Source organism: Allokutzneria sp. A3M-2-11 16 (assembly GCF_024213555.1).
Lineage (GTDB): Bacteria > Actinomycetota > Actinomycetes > Mycobacteriales > Pseudonocardiaceae > Allokutzneria.
In genome coordinates this window covers 230840-249391 of sequence record NZ_JANAVO010000008.1, presented here as the reverse complement: position 1 = coordinate 249391, position 18552 = coordinate 230840, and the positions used below count along the sequence as shown (strand labels likewise).

The 18552-nt window shown below is 70.9% G+C and carries 18 protein-coding genes; 9 read left to right on the top strand and 9 right to left on the bottom strand.

Translation table 11 applies throughout. From position 1 onward, the window contains the following. Positions 1 to 267: 267 nt before the first annotated feature. Positions 268 to 2415 carry a serine/threonine-protein kinase gene (locus tag NLX83_RS31145; RefSeq protein ID WP_254238793.1) on the top strand — a complete coding sequence of 716 codons (2148 nt, stop codon included), beginning with the start codon at positions 268 to 270 and terminating at the stop codon, positions 2413 to 2415. A 255-nt stretch (positions 2416 to 2670) separates the two neighbouring features. On the opposite strand, the gene NLX83_RS31140 is transcribed toward NLX83_RS31145, so the two are convergent. After that, positions 2671 to 3123, bottom strand: coding sequence for a hypothetical protein (locus NLX83_RS31140; RefSeq protein WP_254238792.1), 453 nt, complete (start codon positions 3121 to 3123; stop codon positions 2671 to 2673). Between the two features lie 37 nt (positions 3124 to 3160). On the opposite strand from NLX83_RS31140, the gene NLX83_RS31135 reads away from it, so the two are divergent. Further along, entirely contained in the window at positions 3161 to 3949 is a 789-nt protein-coding gene (locus NLX83_RS31135) for an FHA domain-containing protein (RefSeq protein ID WP_254238791.1), read from the top strand. Here the strand turns inward: NLX83_RS31135 and NLX83_RS31130 are convergent. Beyond that, positions 3946 to 5142, bottom strand: coding sequence for an exonuclease domain-containing protein (locus NLX83_RS31130; RefSeq protein WP_254238790.1), 1197 nt, complete (start codon positions 5140 to 5142; stop codon positions 3946 to 3948). The genes NLX83_RS31135 and NLX83_RS31130 overlap by 4 nt on opposite strands. 149 nt (positions 5143 to 5291) lie before the next feature. On the opposite strand from NLX83_RS31130, the gene NLX83_RS31125 reads away from it, so the two are divergent. From NLX83_RS31125 to NLX83_RS31115, 3 genes are read left to right on the top strand one after another with little or no spacing between them, the layout of a single operon-like run. After that, the gene (locus NLX83_RS31125) at positions 5292 to 7805 is read left to right on the top strand and encodes an FtsX-like permease family protein (RefSeq protein ID WP_254238789.1); all 2514 of its coding nucleotides are present in this window, start codon (positions 5292 to 5294) and stop codon (positions 7803 to 7805) included. Further along, a complete protein-coding gene (locus NLX83_RS31120) occupies positions 7798 to 8475 on the top strand; it encodes an ABC transporter ATP-binding protein (protein WP_254238788.1) in 678 nt (225 codons plus the stop codon). Before NLX83_RS31125 ends, NLX83_RS31120 begins: the two co-directional genes overlap by 8 nt. Next, positions 8472 to 9098, top strand: coding sequence for an ABC transporter ATP-binding protein (locus tag NLX83_RS31115; protein ID WP_254238787.1), 627 nt, complete (start codon positions 8472 to 8474; stop codon positions 9096 to 9098). Before NLX83_RS31120 ends, NLX83_RS31115 begins: the two co-directional genes overlap by 4 nt. Here the strand turns inward: NLX83_RS31115 and NLX83_RS31110 are convergent. Continuing rightward, complete coding sequence (locus NLX83_RS31110; RefSeq protein WP_254238786.1) at positions 9095 to 9967, bottom strand: DUF5829 family protein; 873 nt, start codon at positions 9965 to 9967, stop codon at positions 9095 to 9097. The genes NLX83_RS31115 and NLX83_RS31110 overlap by 4 nt on opposite strands. Positions 9968 to 10514: 547 nt before the next feature. Here NLX83_RS31110 and NLX83_RS41385 point away from each other — a divergent pair. The 3 genes from NLX83_RS41385 to NLX83_RS31100 all read left to right on the top strand — a co-directional run bounded on the left by NLX83_RS41385 (position 10515) and on the right by NLX83_RS31100 (position 12963). Further along, a complete protein-coding gene (locus NLX83_RS41385) occupies positions 10515 to 10649 on the top strand; it encodes a hypothetical protein (RefSeq protein ID WP_256564665.1) in 135 nt (44 codons plus the stop codon). A gap of 64 nt (positions 10650 to 10713) precedes the next feature. Continuing rightward, entirely contained in the window at positions 10714 to 11802 is a 1089-nt protein-coding gene (locus tag NLX83_RS31105) for a GDSL-type esterase/lipase family protein (RefSeq protein WP_254238785.1), read from the top strand. A 243-nt stretch (positions 11803 to 12045) separates the two neighbouring features. Beyond that, positions 12046 to 12963 (top strand): glycosyltransferase family 2 protein, encoded by a 918-nt coding sequence (locus tag NLX83_RS31100; protein WP_254238784.1) that lies wholly within the window; start codon positions 12046 to 12048, stop codon positions 12961 to 12963. A 173-nt stretch (positions 12964 to 13136) separates the two neighbouring features. Here the strand turns inward: NLX83_RS31100 and NLX83_RS31095 are convergent, their stop codons facing one another. Together NLX83_RS31095 and NLX83_RS31090 are read right to left on the bottom strand one after the other, a co-directional pair. Next, on the bottom strand, positions 13137 to 13589 hold the full coding sequence (locus tag NLX83_RS31095; protein ID WP_030429185.1) for an Lrp/AsnC family transcriptional regulator: 453 nt from the start codon (positions 13587 to 13589) through the stop codon (positions 13137 to 13139). After that, complete coding sequence (locus NLX83_RS31090) at positions 13586 to 14713, bottom strand: M24 family metallopeptidase (RefSeq protein WP_254238783.1); 1128 nt, start codon at positions 14711 to 14713, stop codon at positions 13586 to 13588. Before NLX83_RS31090 ends, NLX83_RS31095 begins: the two co-directional genes overlap by 4 nt. An 89-nt stretch (positions 14714 to 14802) precedes the next feature. Between NLX83_RS31090 and NLX83_RS31085 the strand changes: the two genes are divergently transcribed. Then, positions 14803 to 15036, top strand: a complete 234-nt coding sequence (locus tag NLX83_RS31085) for a hypothetical protein (RefSeq protein ID WP_254238782.1) — start codon at positions 14803 to 14805, stop codon at positions 15034 to 15036. 21 nt (positions 15037 to 15057) lie between these two features. Here NLX83_RS31085 and NLX83_RS31080 read toward each other — a convergent pair whose 3' ends face one another. From NLX83_RS31080 to NLX83_RS31065, 4 genes are all read right to left on the bottom strand, one after another. After that, the gene (locus tag NLX83_RS31080) at positions 15058 to 16332 is read right to left on the bottom strand and encodes an MFS transporter (RefSeq protein ID WP_254238781.1); all 1275 of its coding nucleotides are present in this window, start codon (positions 16330 to 16332) and stop codon (positions 15058 to 15060) included. Beyond that, positions 16329 to 16919, bottom strand: coding sequence for a winged helix-turn-helix domain-containing protein (locus NLX83_RS31075; RefSeq protein ID WP_254238780.1), 591 nt, complete (start codon positions 16917 to 16919; stop codon positions 16329 to 16331). Before NLX83_RS31075 ends, NLX83_RS31080 begins: the two co-directional genes overlap by 4 nt. A gap of 379 nt (positions 16920 to 17298) precedes the next feature. Next, positions 17299 to 17865, bottom strand: coding sequence for a hypothetical protein (locus NLX83_RS31070; protein ID WP_254238779.1), 567 nt, complete (start codon positions 17863 to 17865; stop codon positions 17299 to 17301). Continuing rightward, positions 17862 to 18497 carry a TetR/AcrR family transcriptional regulator gene (locus NLX83_RS31065; protein ID WP_254238778.1) on the bottom strand — a complete coding sequence of 212 codons (636 nt, stop codon included), beginning with the start codon at positions 18495 to 18497 and terminating at the stop codon, positions 17862 to 17864. Before NLX83_RS31065 ends, NLX83_RS31070 begins: the two co-directional genes overlap by 4 nt. Between the last annotated feature and the right edge of the window lie 55 nt (positions 18498 to 18552).

The window sequence follows — 18552 nt, the reverse complement described above, 5'->3', positions numbered from 1 at the left end:
GGCCCAAGGGCACGCGCAAGGGGCCCCCAGGTCAAGCCGACCCCCACGCTGGAAGCCCAGCGCCCCCCGCTGGAAGCTCAGCCAACTCCGCTGGAAGCCCAGCCCACGCAAGCAGGAAGCCCAGCCGACCCCGCTGGAAGCCCCAGCCCGCACAAGCTGGAAGCCCAGCCCCCTCACGCCGGAAGCCCACACAAGCCGGAACCCCACCAACACCCCCCCACACCCCCAAAGCGATAAAATGCCCCGACCCCAACCCCGAGGAAGTCGGTGGAAGACACAGAAGACGGCTACCTGGACGACGTCGCCTGGGACCGCCTCCCCGCTTACCGCCGCCGTGCCGCGCTCTCCGAGACCAACATGAGCACGGTCTACCTCGCCGAGGACCGCACGCACCACGACCGCCTCGTCGCGCTCAAGGTGCAGGCGTCCTCCCCCGGGCTCAGTGAACGCTTCGAGCGCGAGTCCCGCATCGCGGTGACCCTCAAGCACCCCAACGTGGTCCCGGTGTACGCGGCCGGGGAGATCGGCGAGCTGCGCTATCTCGCGATGCGCTACGTCCAGGGCCGGAATCTGCGGCAGTTGCTCAACGAGCGCGACGGTGTCCTGAGCTTCCAGGAGACTCTGCGGATCGTCGGCCAGGTCGCCGCCGCGCTGGACAGCACGCACGCGCTCGGCCTGATCCACCGCGACGTGAAGCCCGCGAACATCATGATCGAGGAGGGCACCGGGCATGTGTACCTCTGCGACTTCGGCATCGCGAAGGACGTCGGGCTGACGGGGCTGACCGCGGCGGGGGTGTTCGTCGGCACTCCGGACTACTCGTCCCCGGAACAGGTTCGGGGCGGCACGATCGACCACCGGACCGATGTGTACTCGCTCGCGGTGGTGATCCAGCACTGCCTGACCGGCTCGCCCTCCACCCGGCTCAGCGCGACACCGGCCGTCAACCGCGTGCTGGCGAAGGCGTTCGCGCCGAATCCGGCTGACCGCTACGACTCCTGCGCGGAGCTGGTCAACGCGCTGGCCACCGCGAGAGCACGCCGCACCAGGGCGGTCACCATCACCGCGGTCGGCGTCGTCGCGGTGGTGACCGCGGCGTCGGTGTTGTTCGGCAGCAACAAGACCCCGGTCCCAGTGGAACGCATCCCGGAAGCGCTGCGTGGCGACTGCACGGCGACGACACCAACGACAATCGCTTGCCACACCGGCGAAGGACAGGAAGCCGTAACGGACCTGTTCGCCGATCAAGCCGGAGTCGATCAGGCTTACACGCGAGCAGTACAGGCAGCCGGTGTCACCAAGGGCGGTGACTGCACGAGCGGGAGCGGCGGCGAACACCGCTATCCGTTGACAGGCAAGGCGAAGGGGCGCGTTCTCTGCTACACGCGGGACGGCGTGACCAACGTCGTCTGGACCGACGCCGCCGCGCGCACGGTGACCCGCATGGAATCGCGGCAGGACGAGCCGCTCCTGCGGGCGTGGACCACGTGGACCGGTGCCGCTGCGGCGTTTCCGACTGAGGAGGAGCGAGCCACGATCGCGGTGGCCTCTGGCGCGAACTGCGCGCGGGCGAACCTGGACGCGTTCCCCACCGCCGTCGCCGCAGTCACCTGCACACCGCTCGGCATGGGGCCGCAGCAGGTCAGCTACTACCGCTTCGCGTCGCTGCCGGAGCTGCGCGGCCAGTTCACCGGCATGGTCGACGAAGCCAAGGCGCCCGTAGGCGTCTCGTGCGCGTCCGCCCCGGGTTTCCTTGGCACGCAACGACATGACTGGCTCGGCACGGACATCGGCCAGCTGTTGTGCCGCCCGGCTCCCAACGGCGCGTTGAGCATCGCCTGGACGACGGAGCCGCTGTCGATCATCGGCGTGGTGACCGGTGCCGATCCGCGCGCGGTGCACGGCTGGTGGTCGCAGTGGCACCTCGCGCCGCTGGACCGGATCGTCGCGGCGACCAACGCGCAGTCGAGCCCGCCGTTCCCGACCGCCGAAGAACGGAAGCTGCTCGACCACGTCCCGCCAGCGTCGCGGAAACACTGCGTGCGCACGGCACCCGGCCTCAAGTGGCAGGACGTCGCGGCGGTTCCGGCGGTCGGCATCGCGTGCGGCCGGACGAGCGGCGCCGAACTCGTCGCGTACTACCAGTTCCAGGACGTCGCGGCCATGCGCACGTCGCAAGGCCCCGGCGGTTCGGGCGACAAGGACTGCCGGAACTTCCCCGAGGGCTTCAACGGCGAGAGCAGTTACTCGCGCGGGGGCAGCACCGGGAGCCTGCGGTGCTACACCTACAAGGAAACCGGCGAACGCGGCATGTCGTGGACCGACGAGCGGCTCGCGATCCGCGTCGTCGCGCACCGCGGCACCTCACCGGTCGCGATGATCGACTGGTGGACCCACGACGCAGGGCCCATCTAGCCCCTCTCCTGCAAGTCCTCCAAGCACTCCGCACACCAAGTAGACTGTGCTCATGCCCCACACCCGCCCGCACATCCAACGCGAGGCGGCCTCAACCTAGAGAACCCCGTTTCGTACTCATAACGGGAAAAAGAGCGCTCCAAAAACCCGTTAAGAGTACGAAACGGGTTGTTCAGGCTGCGCTGGCTGATGTTGGGGGCGAGCGCGAGGGGCGTTACGGTCGTTGGCGACCACTTGCAGGACGCAGGACCCGGCCTAGCCGTTCACCCTGCCGCCGATCGACGCGCCGCCCGTCATCTTCGTGTTGCCGGTGCCGCCGCCCCCGCCCGCGGTGCGGCCCATCTCCTTGCCGTCGTAGAGCGCGAAGACGTCCAGCTTGGCGCTGCGACCGGCCGTGTAGGTGATCGACAGCTCCCAGGAGTGCGGCAGGCCATCAGCGGGCACGCTGAGCGACTTGCGCCAGGGCAGCTGTGTCGCCCCCTCCTCCTGGACCTGGCCGTCCAGGCTGTACTTGATCTTGTTCAGCATCGCGTCGCCGCTCCCGGTGGCGTTGAGCACCAGCGTGTGCGGCTGGCGGTCCGGGATCGGCGGCGTGGTGGTCACCGCGACCGTGGTCGTGACGACCGGCGGCGCGGGTGGCTGCGGCGGCGGTGGCGTGCCGCACGCGACGACGGTGAACAGCAGCAACGGCAAAGCCGACAATCGCATGCGCACAAGCTATCCCTGGGTTCGTAGGATCATGAAGGTGAACGTCGCACGCATGGAGGGTCCGGGCGAGCTGCCCCGGGCCAAGCCGTGGACCCTGCCCGGCGCGCTCGTCGTCCGGACCGTCGCGGGCGCAGCGGCCGCGGCACCCGTCGAGGGCGCTCGGGTGCGGTTCGGCCGCGGCCGCCCCGACGACCCGGACAAGCCCGCCGACGTCACGGTCGGCGCGGACGACAAGAAGATCAGCAGGCAGCACGGGTTGCTCGTGCACCGCCAGGGCTGGTGGTACCTGAGCAACACCGGCAAGCTGCCCGTCGAGGTCGGCGAGTACGTGCTGCGCGGCGACGGCGAGTCGGTGCCGCTGCGCGCCGGGGTGACCTCGGTGTTGATCACCACTCCCGCGGGCCGCCACCACGTGGTGGAGCTGTACGTCAACGGCGGCGACGGCGCGCTGCCCCCGCCGCTGTTCGGCCAGCACACCGCGCCGGGGCACGTCTGGTCGTTGAGCGAGCGGGAACGGCTCGTGCTGGCCGTGCTCGGCCAGGAGTACCTGAGGAACAACCCGCGCGCCCAGCCGATCGGCCGCAACCAGGCCGCGACCCAGCTCGCCGAGCTGCGGCCGGAGGACGACTGGAACGTGCGGAAGATGGACCGCGTGGTGGAGGCCGTGCGCCTGCGGCTGTCCCGCAAGGGCGTGTTCGGGCTGGTCGAGGCCGACCTGCCGCAGCCGATCGGCAACCTGCTCAGCCACAACCTGCTCTCCGAGCTGATCGTGCGCACGCCGAGCATCACCCACTCCGACCTCATGGTGCTGGAGGATGACGACTAGTCCCGGGACCCCTCCCGGGCGTCGACGGTAAGGGGCATCTCCGCGAGCAGCCGCGCGAACCCGTCCTCCACCACCACGGGAACGCGGTAGTCCCGCGCCTTGCGGGCCTTGGTGGACAAGGAGTCCGGGTCGGCCGCGACGAGCACCCTGGTCCACTTGCAGATGTTCGGCGGGGACACCACGAGCCCGGCGGCGCGCGCCTCGTCCTGCCACAGCTCGCGTGGCTTGACGGTCTCGCCGGTGAACGCGATCCGATCGCCCGGCCGGAGCGCGAAGGTCCCCCACACGGCACCCTCGGCAGGACGGTCGGCCAGTTCCGCGGGAAGGCCGAGCAGGTCGGCGACGGCCGCGCGGTCGGCCGGGCTCGGCGGCGCGAACTCGGCGAGATACCTGCGGTGCAGCGCATCGGCCGTGGTGCGGTCGATTCCCCGCAGTACCGCCGCTTCCACCAGCTCGTCCTGTTCGCTGGCGCTCAGCACGCGGTCAATCAGCGTGCGGTCCAACACTTCCAAGTAACCGTCCACATCGGACAGTCCACTCGCGACGTGCGGTATGCGCTCGACGAACAGCCCTGTCTCAGCCGCTCCCCTGCGCACGGTCGGCACGGCCGGACCATCGGGACTCAACGGCCAGGGCCGGAGCACCGCGCCGTCCACCAGGTCCGCCCACGGCTCTGGGCGCGCGGCCTCCAAACCGAGATAGGTCACCATCAGCCCGGCGGCCGCGTAGGCGTCGTCAAGCGCGGAATGCGCGCGCTGCAAGGGAATCCCGGCCACCGCGCAGCACGCCGCGAGCGAGCGGGACGAGGTCTTCAAGTAGCTCTTCGACAGCTCCATCGTGCACAGGCCGAGGTCCGAGCGCACCGGCACCGCCATGCCCGCCCTGGCGAACTCGGCGGCGACGAAACGCGCGTCGAAGGCGAGGTTGTGCGCGACGATCACCCGCCCGGCGAGCAGCCCGGCCAGCTCGGCGGCGATCTCCGGGAAGGCGGGTGCCCCGCGCACCTCCGCGGCCGTGATGCCGTGGATGTGCTGCGGCCCCAGGTCGCGGCCTGGATTGACGAGCGTGCACCAATCCCCCGTGACCGCGCCGTCGCGGTCGAGCAGCACCACGCCGATCTCCACGACGCGGTCGTGCCACCCCGAGGACAGGCCCGTGGTCTCCACGTCGAGCACCGCGTAACCGCCCGCCATGCCCCTCCCCGCTCGCCGTGGTGATCCACTTATCAATACCGGGCGCTGCTGCGACCGTCGCACTCCGGGTGGCGCAGCGGGGCTTACGGCGGACGGCCCGAGTTGGCGATTCCGGGCCGCCACAGCGTTTTCGCAGGTAGTGTCCGCACGTGCGCCTCCCTTGGACCCGTGCTCCCCGCGCCGCGCTGGCCAGCGTCTCGACCGTGCTCGTCGCCGCGCTGGCCGGACTCGTGCTCGCGTTCGTGGTGACGGCCGCGATCAGCCACACGGTGGCGAGCGGTTCGGCCGCGGTCGCCTACCAGACCGGCCGCGGCTGCCCGATGATCGTCACGCCCACGGTCGACGGCGACCGGCTGCGCCCGGCGCAGGTGGAGCGGGCGGTGCGGATCGGCGCGGGCGCCGCGGCGCGCAACGGCTTCGATGGCGTGCTCACCGGCCGCTACACGGCGGTGGCGCGGATGGACTTCAACGGCAAGACCCCGTGGCTGCGGCTCGGCCACCGCGACGGCGCGGCCGACCACGTCAAGATCATCTCCGGTGGTGAGCGCTCCGGGGTGTGGCTGCCGAGGAGCGTGGCCGAGGCCGGTGCGGTGAAGCTCGGCGACCGGGGCCTCGGCGGCCTGCTCCCGCCGGTGACGACGATCTTCGAGGACATCGCGGCGCCGAGCGGGAACTGGTGGTGCAGCGAGGAACGCTACGTCGTGGCCAATCCCCTCGCGGGCGAGGGCACGACGGCCGCACTGGGATTCCTGCCCGATCGTGCGGAGTTCGACCGGCTCATGGCGAGGATGCCCGTCCAGTACACGCTCACGATGCGCTTCCCGCACCAGCTACCGGCGACGCTCAGCGAAGCTCACGAGCTGTCCGGGCGATCGACCGCGCTGCTGAACGAGATCAACGAGGCCGGGCTCACCAAGACCGATTCGCTGCGCCGGGGCATCGAGCTCTCCGAGCAGGCCCGGACGAGCGTGCTGCTCGCGGTGCTGCCGCTGACGGCCGTCACCGTCCTGGTCGGCATGGTCGCGGTCGGCGCGGTCGCCGTGCAGTGGTGTCAGCGCCGACGCGCCGAGGTACGGCTGCTGTGGGTGCGCGGGGTCTCTCCCGCCGCACTGGGCGGCAAAGCCGTGTTGGAGCTGATCGTGCCGTTCGTGCTCGGCGGCGCGGCCGGTGTCGGGCTCGGCAGGCTCGCGCTGCCGTTGTTCGCGCCCAGCACCGCGTTGGAGCCCGGCACGCTCGGCCTCGTCATCGCGATCGTCGCGGGAGTGCTCGGCGTCGCGGTGCTCGTCGTCGGAGCGACCACGGCCGTCCACGTGCGCCACACTTTCCAGGCCAAGCCCCGGAATCGCCGCGTTCTGCGTTGGATTCCTTGGGAGCTGGGCACTTCCGCGCTCGCGGTGTGGTCGTGGACGCGGCTCCTGGACGGCGCGCTCACCGTGCAGCGCGGCGAGGTGCTGCCGCGAATCGACCCGATCGCGCTGGCCTTCCCGCTGCTCGTGGTGCTGACCGCCGCCGGGCTGATCTCGCGCGTGCTCGGCGTCTCCCTAGGCGCTTCGCACCGGCTCGACGCGTGGTCCTGGCCCGCGGTGCAGCTCGCGGTGCGGCGGCTGGCGATCTCCAGGACGACCGCGACCGGAGTGCTGACCGTGGCCGCGCTGGCGGTGGGCACGGTCGCGGTCGGCTACGGCGTCGCGAGCGCGCAGCAGAACGCCCTCAACGACAAGTCCGGCATGATCGTCGGCGCGAACACCGCCGTGCAGCTGCCGCTCGCGGTCGCGGAGGGCAAGGTCCGGATTCCCCAGGAACTGAGTTCCACCACCACGTTGGTCGGTGACGCGCCCGGTCTGGTCAACGGCAACCAGGTCCGCGTGCTCGTGGTCGACCGCGCGAGCTTCAAGCGGATCTCCTCGGTGGACATCGGCGACGCGCTCACCAAGCTCGGTCCACGCGACGCGTCCGGCACCGCGCCCGCGCTCCGGGTCGGCAAAACGCCTGAGGGCCAATGGGAACCGGTGAGCGGGGTCAAACTCCGCACAGTCGCGTCGGTGCCGCAGTTCCCCGGTTTCGGCGTCGACAAGGGCTACGTGATCGCGCGCGAGGCACTGCCGAACGCCTATGACGCCGCGGCATGGCGGCTGTGGAGCACATCCACCGACATCAACGAGTTCACCGCACAGCTCACCGCGGGCGGGGTTCGCTACTTCAACCCGCAGAGCCGGACCAAGGTGATCGACGCCCTGCCGTTCTACGTGGTGAGCTGGACGTTCTCGTTCATCACCGCGCTCGGTGCGGTCCTCGCGGTGCTGGCGGCCTGCTCGCTGCTGCTCTCCGTCGAAGTGCGCAGGCGGCAGAACGCCTTGTTCAGCGCGTTGGCGACGCGGATGGGGCTGCGGCGGCGAACCCTGGTGTCCAGCCACCTCGTGGAGCTCGGCGTGATCGCGGCGCTGGCCACCGCGGTCGGCACGGCGGCCGGGGTGATCAGCGCGGCCCTGTCGGCGGCCCGGCTCGATCCCGCGCCACGGCTGGCCCCGCTCCCCGCTGTCCCGAACCCGGTCCCGTTCGTGCTGCTGACCACGCTCGCCGCCGCTGCGGTCGTGGTGCTGGCGGGCGCGATCGCCGTCCGGGCGGCCCGAACCGCACGAGCCGGGGAGCTGCTGCGTGGCTGAGCAATACGCTGGGAACGTTCTGGAACTGCGCGGAGTCCGCGTGGACTACCCGACACCGTCCGGCCCGGTCACGGCCGTGGACGACGTGCACCTGACGGTGCCAAGGCGCGGGCTGACCGTGCTCGCCGGACCGTCGGGTTCGGGGAAGTCCACGCTGCTGCGCATGCTCGGCCTGGTGGAGCAGCCGACCGCGGGCACCGTGTTCTACGGCGGCGAGGCGGTGACCGGGCTGCCCCACCGCAGGCTGCGGCGGCTGCGCAGGGACCGCGTCGTGATGATCTTCCAGAATCCGGCGGAGAACCTGTTCGACTACCTCACCGTCGGCGAGAACCTGCTCGCGGCCGCGCAGCTGGCCGGGCGCTCGTCGGCACCGCCGGACCTGTTGGCGCGCTTGGGTTTGCCGGGCACCGAGGACTGGCGGACCAGCGCGCTCTCCGGTGGCCAGCAGCAGCGGCTGGCCTTCGCGTGCGCGCTGGCGACGGGGGCGGAGGTGCTGCTGGCCGACGAACCGACCTCCCAGCTAGACGCCCGTTCGGCCACGCTGGTGCTGGAAACCCTTGCCGAGCTGGCAACCTGGGACGTGACCGTAGTGACCGCCTCGCACGACGACCGGCTGATCGAGCTGGGCGAGCCGGTGGTGCGCCTGCGCGACGGGAGGATCCACCGATGAGCACTGTCCTGAGCGCGCACGAGATCCGTCGATCGTTCGGCACCGTCGAGGTGCTCAGCGGCGTGGACCTGGAGGTGGCCGCGGGCGAGTTCGTGACGCTGGCCGGTCCGTCCGGCTCCGGCAAGAGCGCGCTTTTCGCCGTGCTGAGCGGATTCGACACCGCGGACTCCGGCGAGGTGCTGTTGCTCGGCGAGCGGATGACCGCGCCGCCCGCCTGGACGGACTGCGCGGTGCTGCCGCAGGTGATGGGCCTCGCCGACGAGCTGACGGTCGCGGAGAACGTGGCGCTGCCGTTGCGCCTGCGCGGCGAGGAGCACGCGGCCCGCGTCACGGAACTGCTCGACGAGCTGGGGATCGGCGCGCTCGGCGACCGCTACCCCACCGAGCTGTCGTTCGGGCAGCGGCAGCGCGCGGCGCTCGCCCGAGCGCTCGCGCCCCGTCCGCGCCTCCTGCTCGCTGACGAGCCGACCGCGCACCTCGACCACGCGACCGTGCCCCTGGTGCTCGGCCTCCTGCGCCGCGCCGCCGAAGAGGGCGCCGCGGTGCTCGTGGCCACCCACGACAAGGAAGTCCACGAGGCGGCGCACCGGCAGCTCCGCCTGGTCGAGGGGCGTGTTTCCTAGGCGAAGGTCCAGACGGCGCGAGCACCTGGGCCGACGACGAGCTTCGACCGGCCGACCCGCTCCTCGTGGCGGTCCACCGCCCTGTTCAGCACGAAGTCGATCTGGCGCAGGCCAGCTCGCGCGCGCGGAACTGTGTCGAGTCGCATCGTGGTCGCACCGCACCGCGCGACAACACCGGTCGGCACGGACTGGAGCGCACAGCCGCCCGCCCGGAACAACGGCGTCGAGATGGCCAGGTCTTCCTTGGTGACGGCCATGTGGATGCCACTCACGTCGCGCATCAGGCGATTCTGGTAGCCGTCGGACAGGTAGCGCTCCCGGCCGACATCGCCGGGGCGGCTGGCCGGTTCGGTCTTGCTGCGAGGGTCGGCGAAGTACTCGGGCAGGTACTCCATAACCCAGGCGTCGAAGGCCGTGTACTTGTCGGCCGCGCGGGTGGTGTCGAACCACGGAACCGGGACGCCGTCACCGAAATCCCGTGTCTGGCGGTACTTGACGGGCTTCGTCAAGCGCGCGTCGACCTTGGCCAGCTCGCCCGCGTTCTCGGTCGAGACCGCCAGCCCGGCCGAGCCGAGCTCGCCGTCCTTGCCGGGCAGGTCGCCGACCCCGAACAGCTCGAAGTAGGTCTCGCGCCCGTACAGGTAGCGCCCCGTCCAGGTCAGGCCACCGCCGCTGCTCGTGCGGACCTCGACGTTGGCGAAGTCGCGCAGGTAACGCGAGTGCTCGACCGCGTCGGCGGTCTCCCGGTCCACCACCGCGTACGCGTGGTTGTAGAAGGACACCTGCTTCGGCGCTTCCGCGCCGGCCACCCCGGTGAGGGAGACGGTGAGGACAGCGGCCAGCGCCGTGGCCGTTCGGCGGATCAGCATGCGGGCGATCCTAGGGATCATCCGGCCACGTCCCCCGGCACTTCGCCTCGCACCGAAGTCCACAGTGGACAGTCCTCGGGCCGGGCTGCTCGACCCGCTCCACGAGCACGGGAGCACGACCCACCGTCCTCACTGTGAGGGACGACGCAATTCGCGGTCGGCTCATTGATCCAAGCCTTTCCCCTTGCCCCAGTCGAACAGCCAGGAGTCGGCCAAGGAATAGGCCGTCGTGATGTGCGTTCCTGTTTCGCGGACCCTCGCGAAGCAGGTCTCCCGCAAGCCGGAACCCGCCGCTCGACTGCGGCGTTATCCCCGGCACAGCCCCGATAACAGCCTTATCCAGGCCCCTTGGAGCAGCCCAGCGGAAAGAGGTGCGGATCGTTTCTCTGCGTGATTGCGCATAAGCGGGCGACACGCGCCGTGGCGACCCGGTCACGGCCCGCCCATATCCGTTCGTGACGAAGATCGCATCGACATCAAGGACATGCGATCGCCGGAACTCTGAGTTAGCCTGCCCAGGTTCCGATTAGACCAATAGGGGGACCTCATGGAGCAGTCAGCAGCCACACCGATCTACGACGAGCTGGTCGACGAGATCTTCAAGGGCATCACCGCGACCACCGACGAGCCCGCCGAGGCCGAGGCGGAGACCACGGGCCACCGGCACCGCGAAGCGTCCTGAACCAGCCTGAGAAGCACTCGAAACGCCCAGTCTCCGCGCCGCACGCCTCGATAGACTCGACGCGATGCGCGCCCGAGACCGTTTTCGCCCGCTGCGGCTGGTCCTGTTCACGCTCGCGGTGCCGGTCATCGGGGCGAGCGTGCTGGTGGCGGACGGCCGCGGCCCCCTGACCCCCGGCCCGCCCGCCGAGGCCCCGCACGCGGTGGTGGCCCTCGGCGACAGCTCGATGTCCGGCGAGGGCGTCGGCGACTACGAGCCCGGCACCGATGGCGAGGGCGGCAACTGGTGCCACCGCTCCAACCGCGCCCTGGTGCACCACACCGCGCTGACCAAGCCGATCACCACGATCAACCTCGCCTGCTCCGGTGCGGTCGCGCGCGATGTCGGCCTGACCGACACCGCCCACCACACCGAGCGCTCGCAGGCGCAGCGCCTGGCCGAGGTGGCCCGCCGGTTCCGGGTCACCACCGTGGTGGTGCAGATGGGCGCCAACGACGATCCCGGCTTCGCCCGGACGGTGACCGACTGCGCCGGGGCCTGGCTGCTGGGCCGCGCGGCCGGGTGCGCGGCGAACCTGACCGAGGACTGGCCGAAGCGGGTCGAGCGGATGGTGCCCAAGGTCGGCAAGGCCCTCAGCGACATCCGCGCGGTGATGCGCAAGGCGGGCTACCAGGACTCGGCCTACTCCCTGGTCGTGCAGTCCTACGCCGCCCCGGTCGGCCCCAACGTGATGTCCAGCCTCCAGAGCCTGGCGGGCTGCCCGTTCCGCGTCGAGGACCTGCAGTGGGTCCGCACCAAGGCGGTCTACCAGCTCGCCGACGGCCTGCGCCGCGCCGCCGACAGCGTGGGCGCGCGCTTCCTCGACCTCGCCGAGGCCGGGGTGGGCCACGAGGCGTGCACCTCGGTGGCGGAGGGGAAGTCGGAGTGGTTCACCCGGCTGACGGTGAACTGGGGCGACCTCCGCCACGACGACCGCGCGCGGCACGCGATGCAGGAGTCCTTCCACCCCAACGGCAACGGCCACGAGCAGATCGGCCGCTGCCTGGGCCGCTTCCTCCGCACCCCCGAGCGCATCGGCGCGTGCGTGCCCTCCCCCACCGGCGATCTCGACCTCGTCACCGGAGAGGCCGCCCTCAAACGCGCCTCAGGCTGAGGGGAGGTTCGGCGGTCTTCAAGTACCCCCAACCCCCACCCCAGAAGTCTCCAACCGCCCCCAACCCCCGCCGCGTCCGAGGGTTGGGGGCGGTTTGCGACCGTGGGGGGCGGGGTCGGTGGTACTTGAAGACGCCTCAACCCGGGGGTGCCGGGGGATGAGTATCGGGCTTCGGGTTTTGCCTTACGGAACGAGGCGCGGGCGGGGTTCTGGACGCCCGGCCCGCGCACTACGGTCGTGATCATGGAACCGCTGGTGAGCGTGATCGTGCCGACGAAGGACCGCGCGGAGCAGCTGGCCGCGGCGCTGGAAAGCGTTGCGGCGCAGACGTTGTGTGATCCCGGCTCCGGCCACCGCGTCGAGGTGGTGGTGGTCAACGACGGCGGCGCGAGCGTCGAGGACGTCGTGGAGAAGGCCGGGCTGGACGAGGTCAAGCTGGTCGAGTCGCCCGGCTCGCACGGGCACGCCACCGCGCGCAACACCGGCATCGAGGCCGCGGACGGCCGCTACCTGGCGTTCCTCGACGACGACGATCTCTACCTGCCGGAGCACCTGGAGACCGCCGTCGCCGCGCTGCGCGAGGCCGACCTCGTCTACGCCTTCTGCCGGACCAGTGACCACCGCGTCCAGCCCGGCGAGGAACCCTTGCACGCCAAGGCGTTCTTCGACGTGGAGTTCGACGCCGGACTGCTGCTCGTCGGCAACTACATCCCCACCTCGGCCATCGTGTGCCGCAACGACCGCGCCGCGCGCTTCGACCCGTCGATCCCGGTGCTCGTGGACTGGGAACTGTTGCTGCGCTTGGTGCACGGCCACGGTTGGCGGGCCGCGGCGACCGGACGGCCGACCGTGGTCTACCACCGCATCGCCGACCAGCGCAGCGACACCGTCGACTCCACGCAGATCGTCGCCGGGCACGACCGGTACCGCCAGGGGTACCCGGCGCTGCTGGACCGGTGGCCGGTCGCCAAGGGCTCGCCGATCGAGGTGCTGCGCGAGCACATGACGACCTTCAACGACGAGTGCCACGAGCGCCTGGTGCGCGGCGAACCGCTGCCGCACTTGTTGTACGAGCAGGCTTTCCAGGTGCTGCACGCCGCCTACACGGGCCGGATCACCCCCGCCGACGTCCCCGCCCGCCTGACCGCCACGCTCACCTAGCCCCCATCCCGCGCTGAGGCCGCCAAAGATCTTCCGTTTCGTACTCTTGCCGGGATTTGGGAGCGCTCTCTTCCCCGCTATGAGTACGAAACGGGAGATCTCTAGGTTGCGGCCGCCTCGCGTTGGGTGCGGGGGCGGTTGGGGCGCATAGGCACAGTTTACGTGGTGTGGGGCTAGACGGCTGGGGGTCGGGCCTCGTAGGGGGTGGAGAGCACCACGGTGGTCTTGGTGGAGACGTTGGCCGACTCGCGGATGCGGCGCAGCAGGTCCTCAAGTGCCGTGGCGCGGGCGACGCGCACCAGCAGGATGTAGGAGTAGTCCCCGGCGACGGAGTAGCACGCCTCGATCTCCCGCAGGTGCTCCAGCCGCTGCGGGTAGTCGTCGGGCGCCGAGGGGTCGATCGGCGTCACGGAGATGAAGGCCGTCAGCGGCAGGCCGACCTGCTCGTAGTCCAGCTTGCCCTGGTAGCCGCGCAGCACCCCACGCTGCTCCAGCCGCCGGACCCGTTGGTGCACGGCGGAAACGCTCAGCCCGACGCGCTCGGCGAGGTCGGTGAAGCTGCACCGGCCGTCCTCGCTCAGCTCGCGCAGGATGGCGCGGTCGATGGCCTCCAGCGAGGTACTCATAGCTCCACCAGTTCGTGCGGCTGGTTGTTCAGCGACCGGGCGCCGTGCTCGGTGACCACCACGATGTCCTCGATCCGCGCGCCCCACCGGCCGGGCAGGTAGATGCCGGGCTCGACGCTGAACGCCATGCCCGGCTCCAGCGAAATCTCGTTGCCCGCCACCACGTACGGCTCCTCGTGCACGTCGAGCCCGATGCCGTGGCCGGTGCGGTGGACGAAGTACTCGCCGAACCCGACGGCGGCGATCACGGAGCGGGCCGCGGCGTCGACGGACTCGGCGGTGGCGCCGGGGTGGACCGCGCGCACGGCGGCCGCCTGGGCCAGCTGGAGCACCTCGTAGACGTCGGCGACATCGCTCTGCCGCGGCGCGCCGATCGAGTAAGTCCTTGTGCAGTCGGAGTTGTAGCCGCTGGGCATCGGCCCGCCGATGTCGATCACCACGACGTCGCCGGGCTCGATGACCCGGTCGGAGACCTCGTGGTGCGGGCTCGCGCCGTTGGGGCCGGAGCCGACGATCACGAACTCGGCCCAGGCGTGCCCCTCGGCGACGATCGCCGCGGCGATGTCCGCCCGGACCTCCGCCTCGGTGCGCCCGGCGCGCAGCCACTCGCCCATCCGCGCGTGCACCCGGTCGATCGCCGCGCCCGCCTCGGCCAGCGCCTCGATCTCCGCGGTGTCCTTGCGCATCCGCAGTTCCCGCACGATCGGTCCGGCCAGCTCCTGCCGCGCCGAGCCGATCGCGTCGCGCAGCCCCAACGCGTGCAGCGCGGGCATCATGTCCGAGACCGCGAAGGCCGCCGCGCCCGTGATGTGGTCGGCGACCATCCGGAACGGGTCCTCCCCGTCCACCCACGTGCGCAGCTCGACACCGAGGCCGTCCAGCGGCAGGTGGGCGTAGCCGGGCGCCTCCAGCGCGGGCAGCAGCAGCACGGGCGCGCCGCCGGTGGGCAGCACCAGGCAGCTCAGCCGCTCGTGCGAGCCGCCGCCGACGCCGAGCAGGTAGCGCAGGTCCGATCCCGGGGAGATCACCAGGGCGTCGGTCCCGGCCTTCCCGGCGGCCTCCGCGGCCCGGCCCAGGCGGGCCCGAAACGCTGGGACGTCAAGCGTCCCGGTGGTTGTGGACATGCGTACCAGACTAGTCGAAGTCAACCAAAGTTGACGCGGCTTTCAAGTCAACCTAGATTGACGACAGGACGAGGACGTAGGTTGGGCGGATGGAGGTCGACAGGTTGGCAACGCTGGTCGGGCAGGCGGGCGACGACGACCCGCTCAAGGCCCTGCACGCCGCCGCCGAGATCCGGCACGAGGCCGAGCGCATCGAGGCCGTCCAGGTCCGGCGCGCCCGCACCAGGGGTGTGCCGTGGGCGCTGATCGCCGAGGCGCTCGGCGTGTCGAAACAGGCCGTGCACAAGAAGTACGGCGGCAGCCGCTTCACCAAGCGCGGCTGACCGCCGTACGTCCACTGTGGACTACTGGCGCGCGTCCATCTGCCGCCAGATCGGGAACACCAGCGGGCACAGCGTCGCGACGAGGTAGATCACCCCGCCCGCGGCGAAGGTCAGGTGCACCTCCCAGGTCTCCACGGCCAGCCCGCCCAGCAGCGAGCCCAGCGGCATGCCCACCAGGGCGCAGGCCCCGATCGCGCCGATCACCGTGCTGCGGATGTGCACCGGGATGCGCCCGTACTCCACCACCGCGAGCAGCGGGTTGATCGAACCCGCAGCGAACCCGGCGACCGCGACCACGAGCAGGATCGCGGGCAGCCCCGGGTCCACCGTGTAGATCAGCAGCCGCACGGGGCCGACGAGGATGAACGCCGTGGTGAACAACAGCCTGCGGTGGTGGATGCGGTGCCCGATCCAGCCGTACACCAGGGTTCCGGTGAGCGCGCAGGCGCCGAAGACGCCGATGATCATCCCGAGCGCCACGCTGCTGTGCAGCACATCGCGGGCGTAGGAGGGCATGAGCACCGTGATCGTGGCGCTGTCCAGCGCGTTGGTCACCGCGATCATCCCGGCGATGGCCGCGATCAACCGGTCCGAGCGCAGGTACGACAGGCCCTCGCGCAGCTCGCCGAAGTAGTGCCTGCGCAGTCCGGGCTCCGCGTCGAGGTGCCGCACCCCGACGGCGATCACCATGGTGGAGAACAGGAACGTCACCGCGTCGATCACCAGCACCTGCGGCGGCCCGGTCAGCGCGATCAGCGATCCGGCGAGCGGCCCGCCCAGCATCCTGGTCGCCCGGCCCGCGCCGTCGTAGCCGCTGGCCGCGCGCTCCATCGTGGTCCCGGCGAGCTCGGTCAGCCGCGGCAGCATGCTGTAGCGCGCGGTGTCCCCGGGCGCGCGGCTCAGGCCGAGCACCATGGCCAGCACCACCAGCTGCCAGAACGGCAGCCCGGTCGTGCTGTGCAGCAACGGGATCAGCCCCACCGCGACGGCGGCGACCAGGTCGGAGAGCATGCTCACCCGCCTGGCGCCGAACCGGCCGACCAGGGGGCCGCCCAGCACCGAGGACAGCACGAGGCCGACCGCCTCGATCGCCCCGACCAGGCCGGTCTGGGTGGCGCTGCCGGTCGTCTGGAGCACGAACCACGGGATGGCCATCAGGGTCATGGTCGTCCCGCACCCGGACACCGCGTTGGCGACGAGCACCGCGGCGAGCGGCCCCCTGGTCCGCACGGGGGCCCGCGCCGGGAACGCCCCGACGGCGGCTCGCGGTAGCGGGGCGGGTTCGGCAAGGGTCAAGGCTGCTGCTCCTCATGGCGGTTGCGGGGAAACGCCTGCAGCTGCACCCGGACCGCCTCGTCCCCCTCGGCCCGTGGCCTGCGGTAGCGCTCGATGACGGCACCGAGCTCCTCGACGAGCTCGGCGAGTTCCGGTGCGGTGAGCCGCAGGTCCCAGTCGGACAGGGTCGAGGCGCACACCCATTCGCGGCGCCAGGACTCCACGGCGGCGACGAACGCGGCGGCGTGGCCGAAGTCGCGGTTGACCACCTCGTGCATCAGCACCTGCAACGCGCACCACGAATCGGGGTCGTCGAGGAACTGGGCTTTGTCGAAGACGGTCACTTCGTGGCGGGCCCGCCACCAGCGGTCGCGCCGGTTGCCGCGGTCCGGGTCCTCCTCGATGAACCCGTACTCGGCCAGCTGGCGCAGATGCCAGCTGGTGCTGCCGGAGCTCTCGCCGAGACGGGCGGCGAGCCCCGAGGCGGTGGCCGGGCCGTCCTCGCGGAGCAGCCCCAGGATGCGCAGGCGCAGCGGATGCGCCAGCCCCCGGAGGCTGCGGGCGTCGAGTGGCTGCCCCTGCCGCGTGGGATCGGTCGTTGTCGGCACCCGCGGAAAGTTAGTTCGCCAAGGACGCTTTGCAATGGGTTCTTGGCAAATCAGTTACCGAAAGCGATCGGTAGTCGTAACCGAAGTAATCCGATCGGAGTAGTTGCCAACCCGCCAGACGACGCTCGCCCGCCCCGTGGTTACGCGGAGCGGGCGAGTGAACACGACCGAGTGGCGCAGTCGAACCCTCATGACCACCGACCATCACGACGGCCGACCATCACGACCACCGGCCACGTCGGGGCGTCTTCAAGTACCCCCTACCCCCTTCCCAGCGATCGCCAACCGCCCCCAACCCCCGGGAGCTCCGGGGGTTGGGGGCGGTTGAAGACGATCGTGGGCGGGGTTCGCGGTACTTGAAGACCGGCCTACGTCGGCGTCAGCGACGCGAGTAGGAGACCTCGCGGCGGTGCGGCTCGGGCTTGGGCTTGAAGGTGAAGGACAGCGAGTACGCGCCGTCGGCGAGCATGATGATCGTCCAGAGCCTGCCGACCTCGACCAGCTCCTCGGCCCGGGCCATGTCCCAGTCGGCCAGCCAGAAACCACCGACGAGCAGGCTGCACCCGAGCGCCCAGGCCCCCAGGTGCTGGAACCACCCGCGACGCAGGTACCGCGCGTGCTCGCGGCCGTACTCCGGCTTCGGGCGCGGCGGCGGGCCCCCGGCGAAGCGGTGGTTCATCCGCTCGTCGGCCCAGCGGATCATCCGGTGCCCGAACACCACCGAGATGCCGAGGTAGATCGCGGCGATCGCGTGGTGGAACTCGGCCCTGCCGCCCGCCGAGAGGTCGTAGCCCGCGACCGCCAGCAGGAACAGGTCCGTCAGCGGGGTGCAGATCAGGAAGAAGACGCCGAGCTTCGGCTTCTTGAGGATGTAGCGGGACAGCAGGCCCAGTGCGATGAATAACCAGAACCCGATCTCGGCTCCGATGATGGCCGCGTAGATCATGCGTTCTCCCCTGTGACTGACGACAGAAACACGCGACCGAGCTGCACGTCGACGGCGTCGACGACCACCTCGGTCGCGATGTGCCCGGCGGCGAGCAACGCCTGCTGGGCCAGCCCCTCGGCGAAGGCGAGCAACTGCAGCGCCTCCCCGGAGGGGTCGAGGCCCGCTGGGATCTCCCCGGCCTCCTGTCCGCGCCGCACGGCGTCGGACATCTGTTCCAGGCGCCGCAGCATGGCCGTCTCGTAGACCTTGGCCAGCTGCGGCGTGCCCACGCTGCGCGCGCAGAAGGCCAGCCAGACCCGGACCTCGTCGGCCCGCTCCTGGTCCAGCGGCATCAGCTGCAGCAGCACCTCGCGGACCAGCGAGCGCACCGGCACGTCCTCCGGCCCGCCGCCGGTGGTCTCCAGCCACGCCCGCAGGCGCTCGTCGAAGCGCTCGTCGATGGTGTGGAAGGCCAGCAGCAGCATCTCGTCCTTGTTCGCGAAGTAGTGCTGCACCAGTCCCACCGACACCCCGGCGGCCGCGGCCACCTTGGCGACACTGACCTCGTCCAGCCCGCGCTCGGCGGTGAGCCGCAGCAGGGCGTCCACCACCTGCCTGCGCCGGAGTTCGTGGTCGATCACCTTGGGCATGTTTTTACAATATGACCATATTGCAAAACGCGCAAGGAGGTGGCCCTCACGCGGT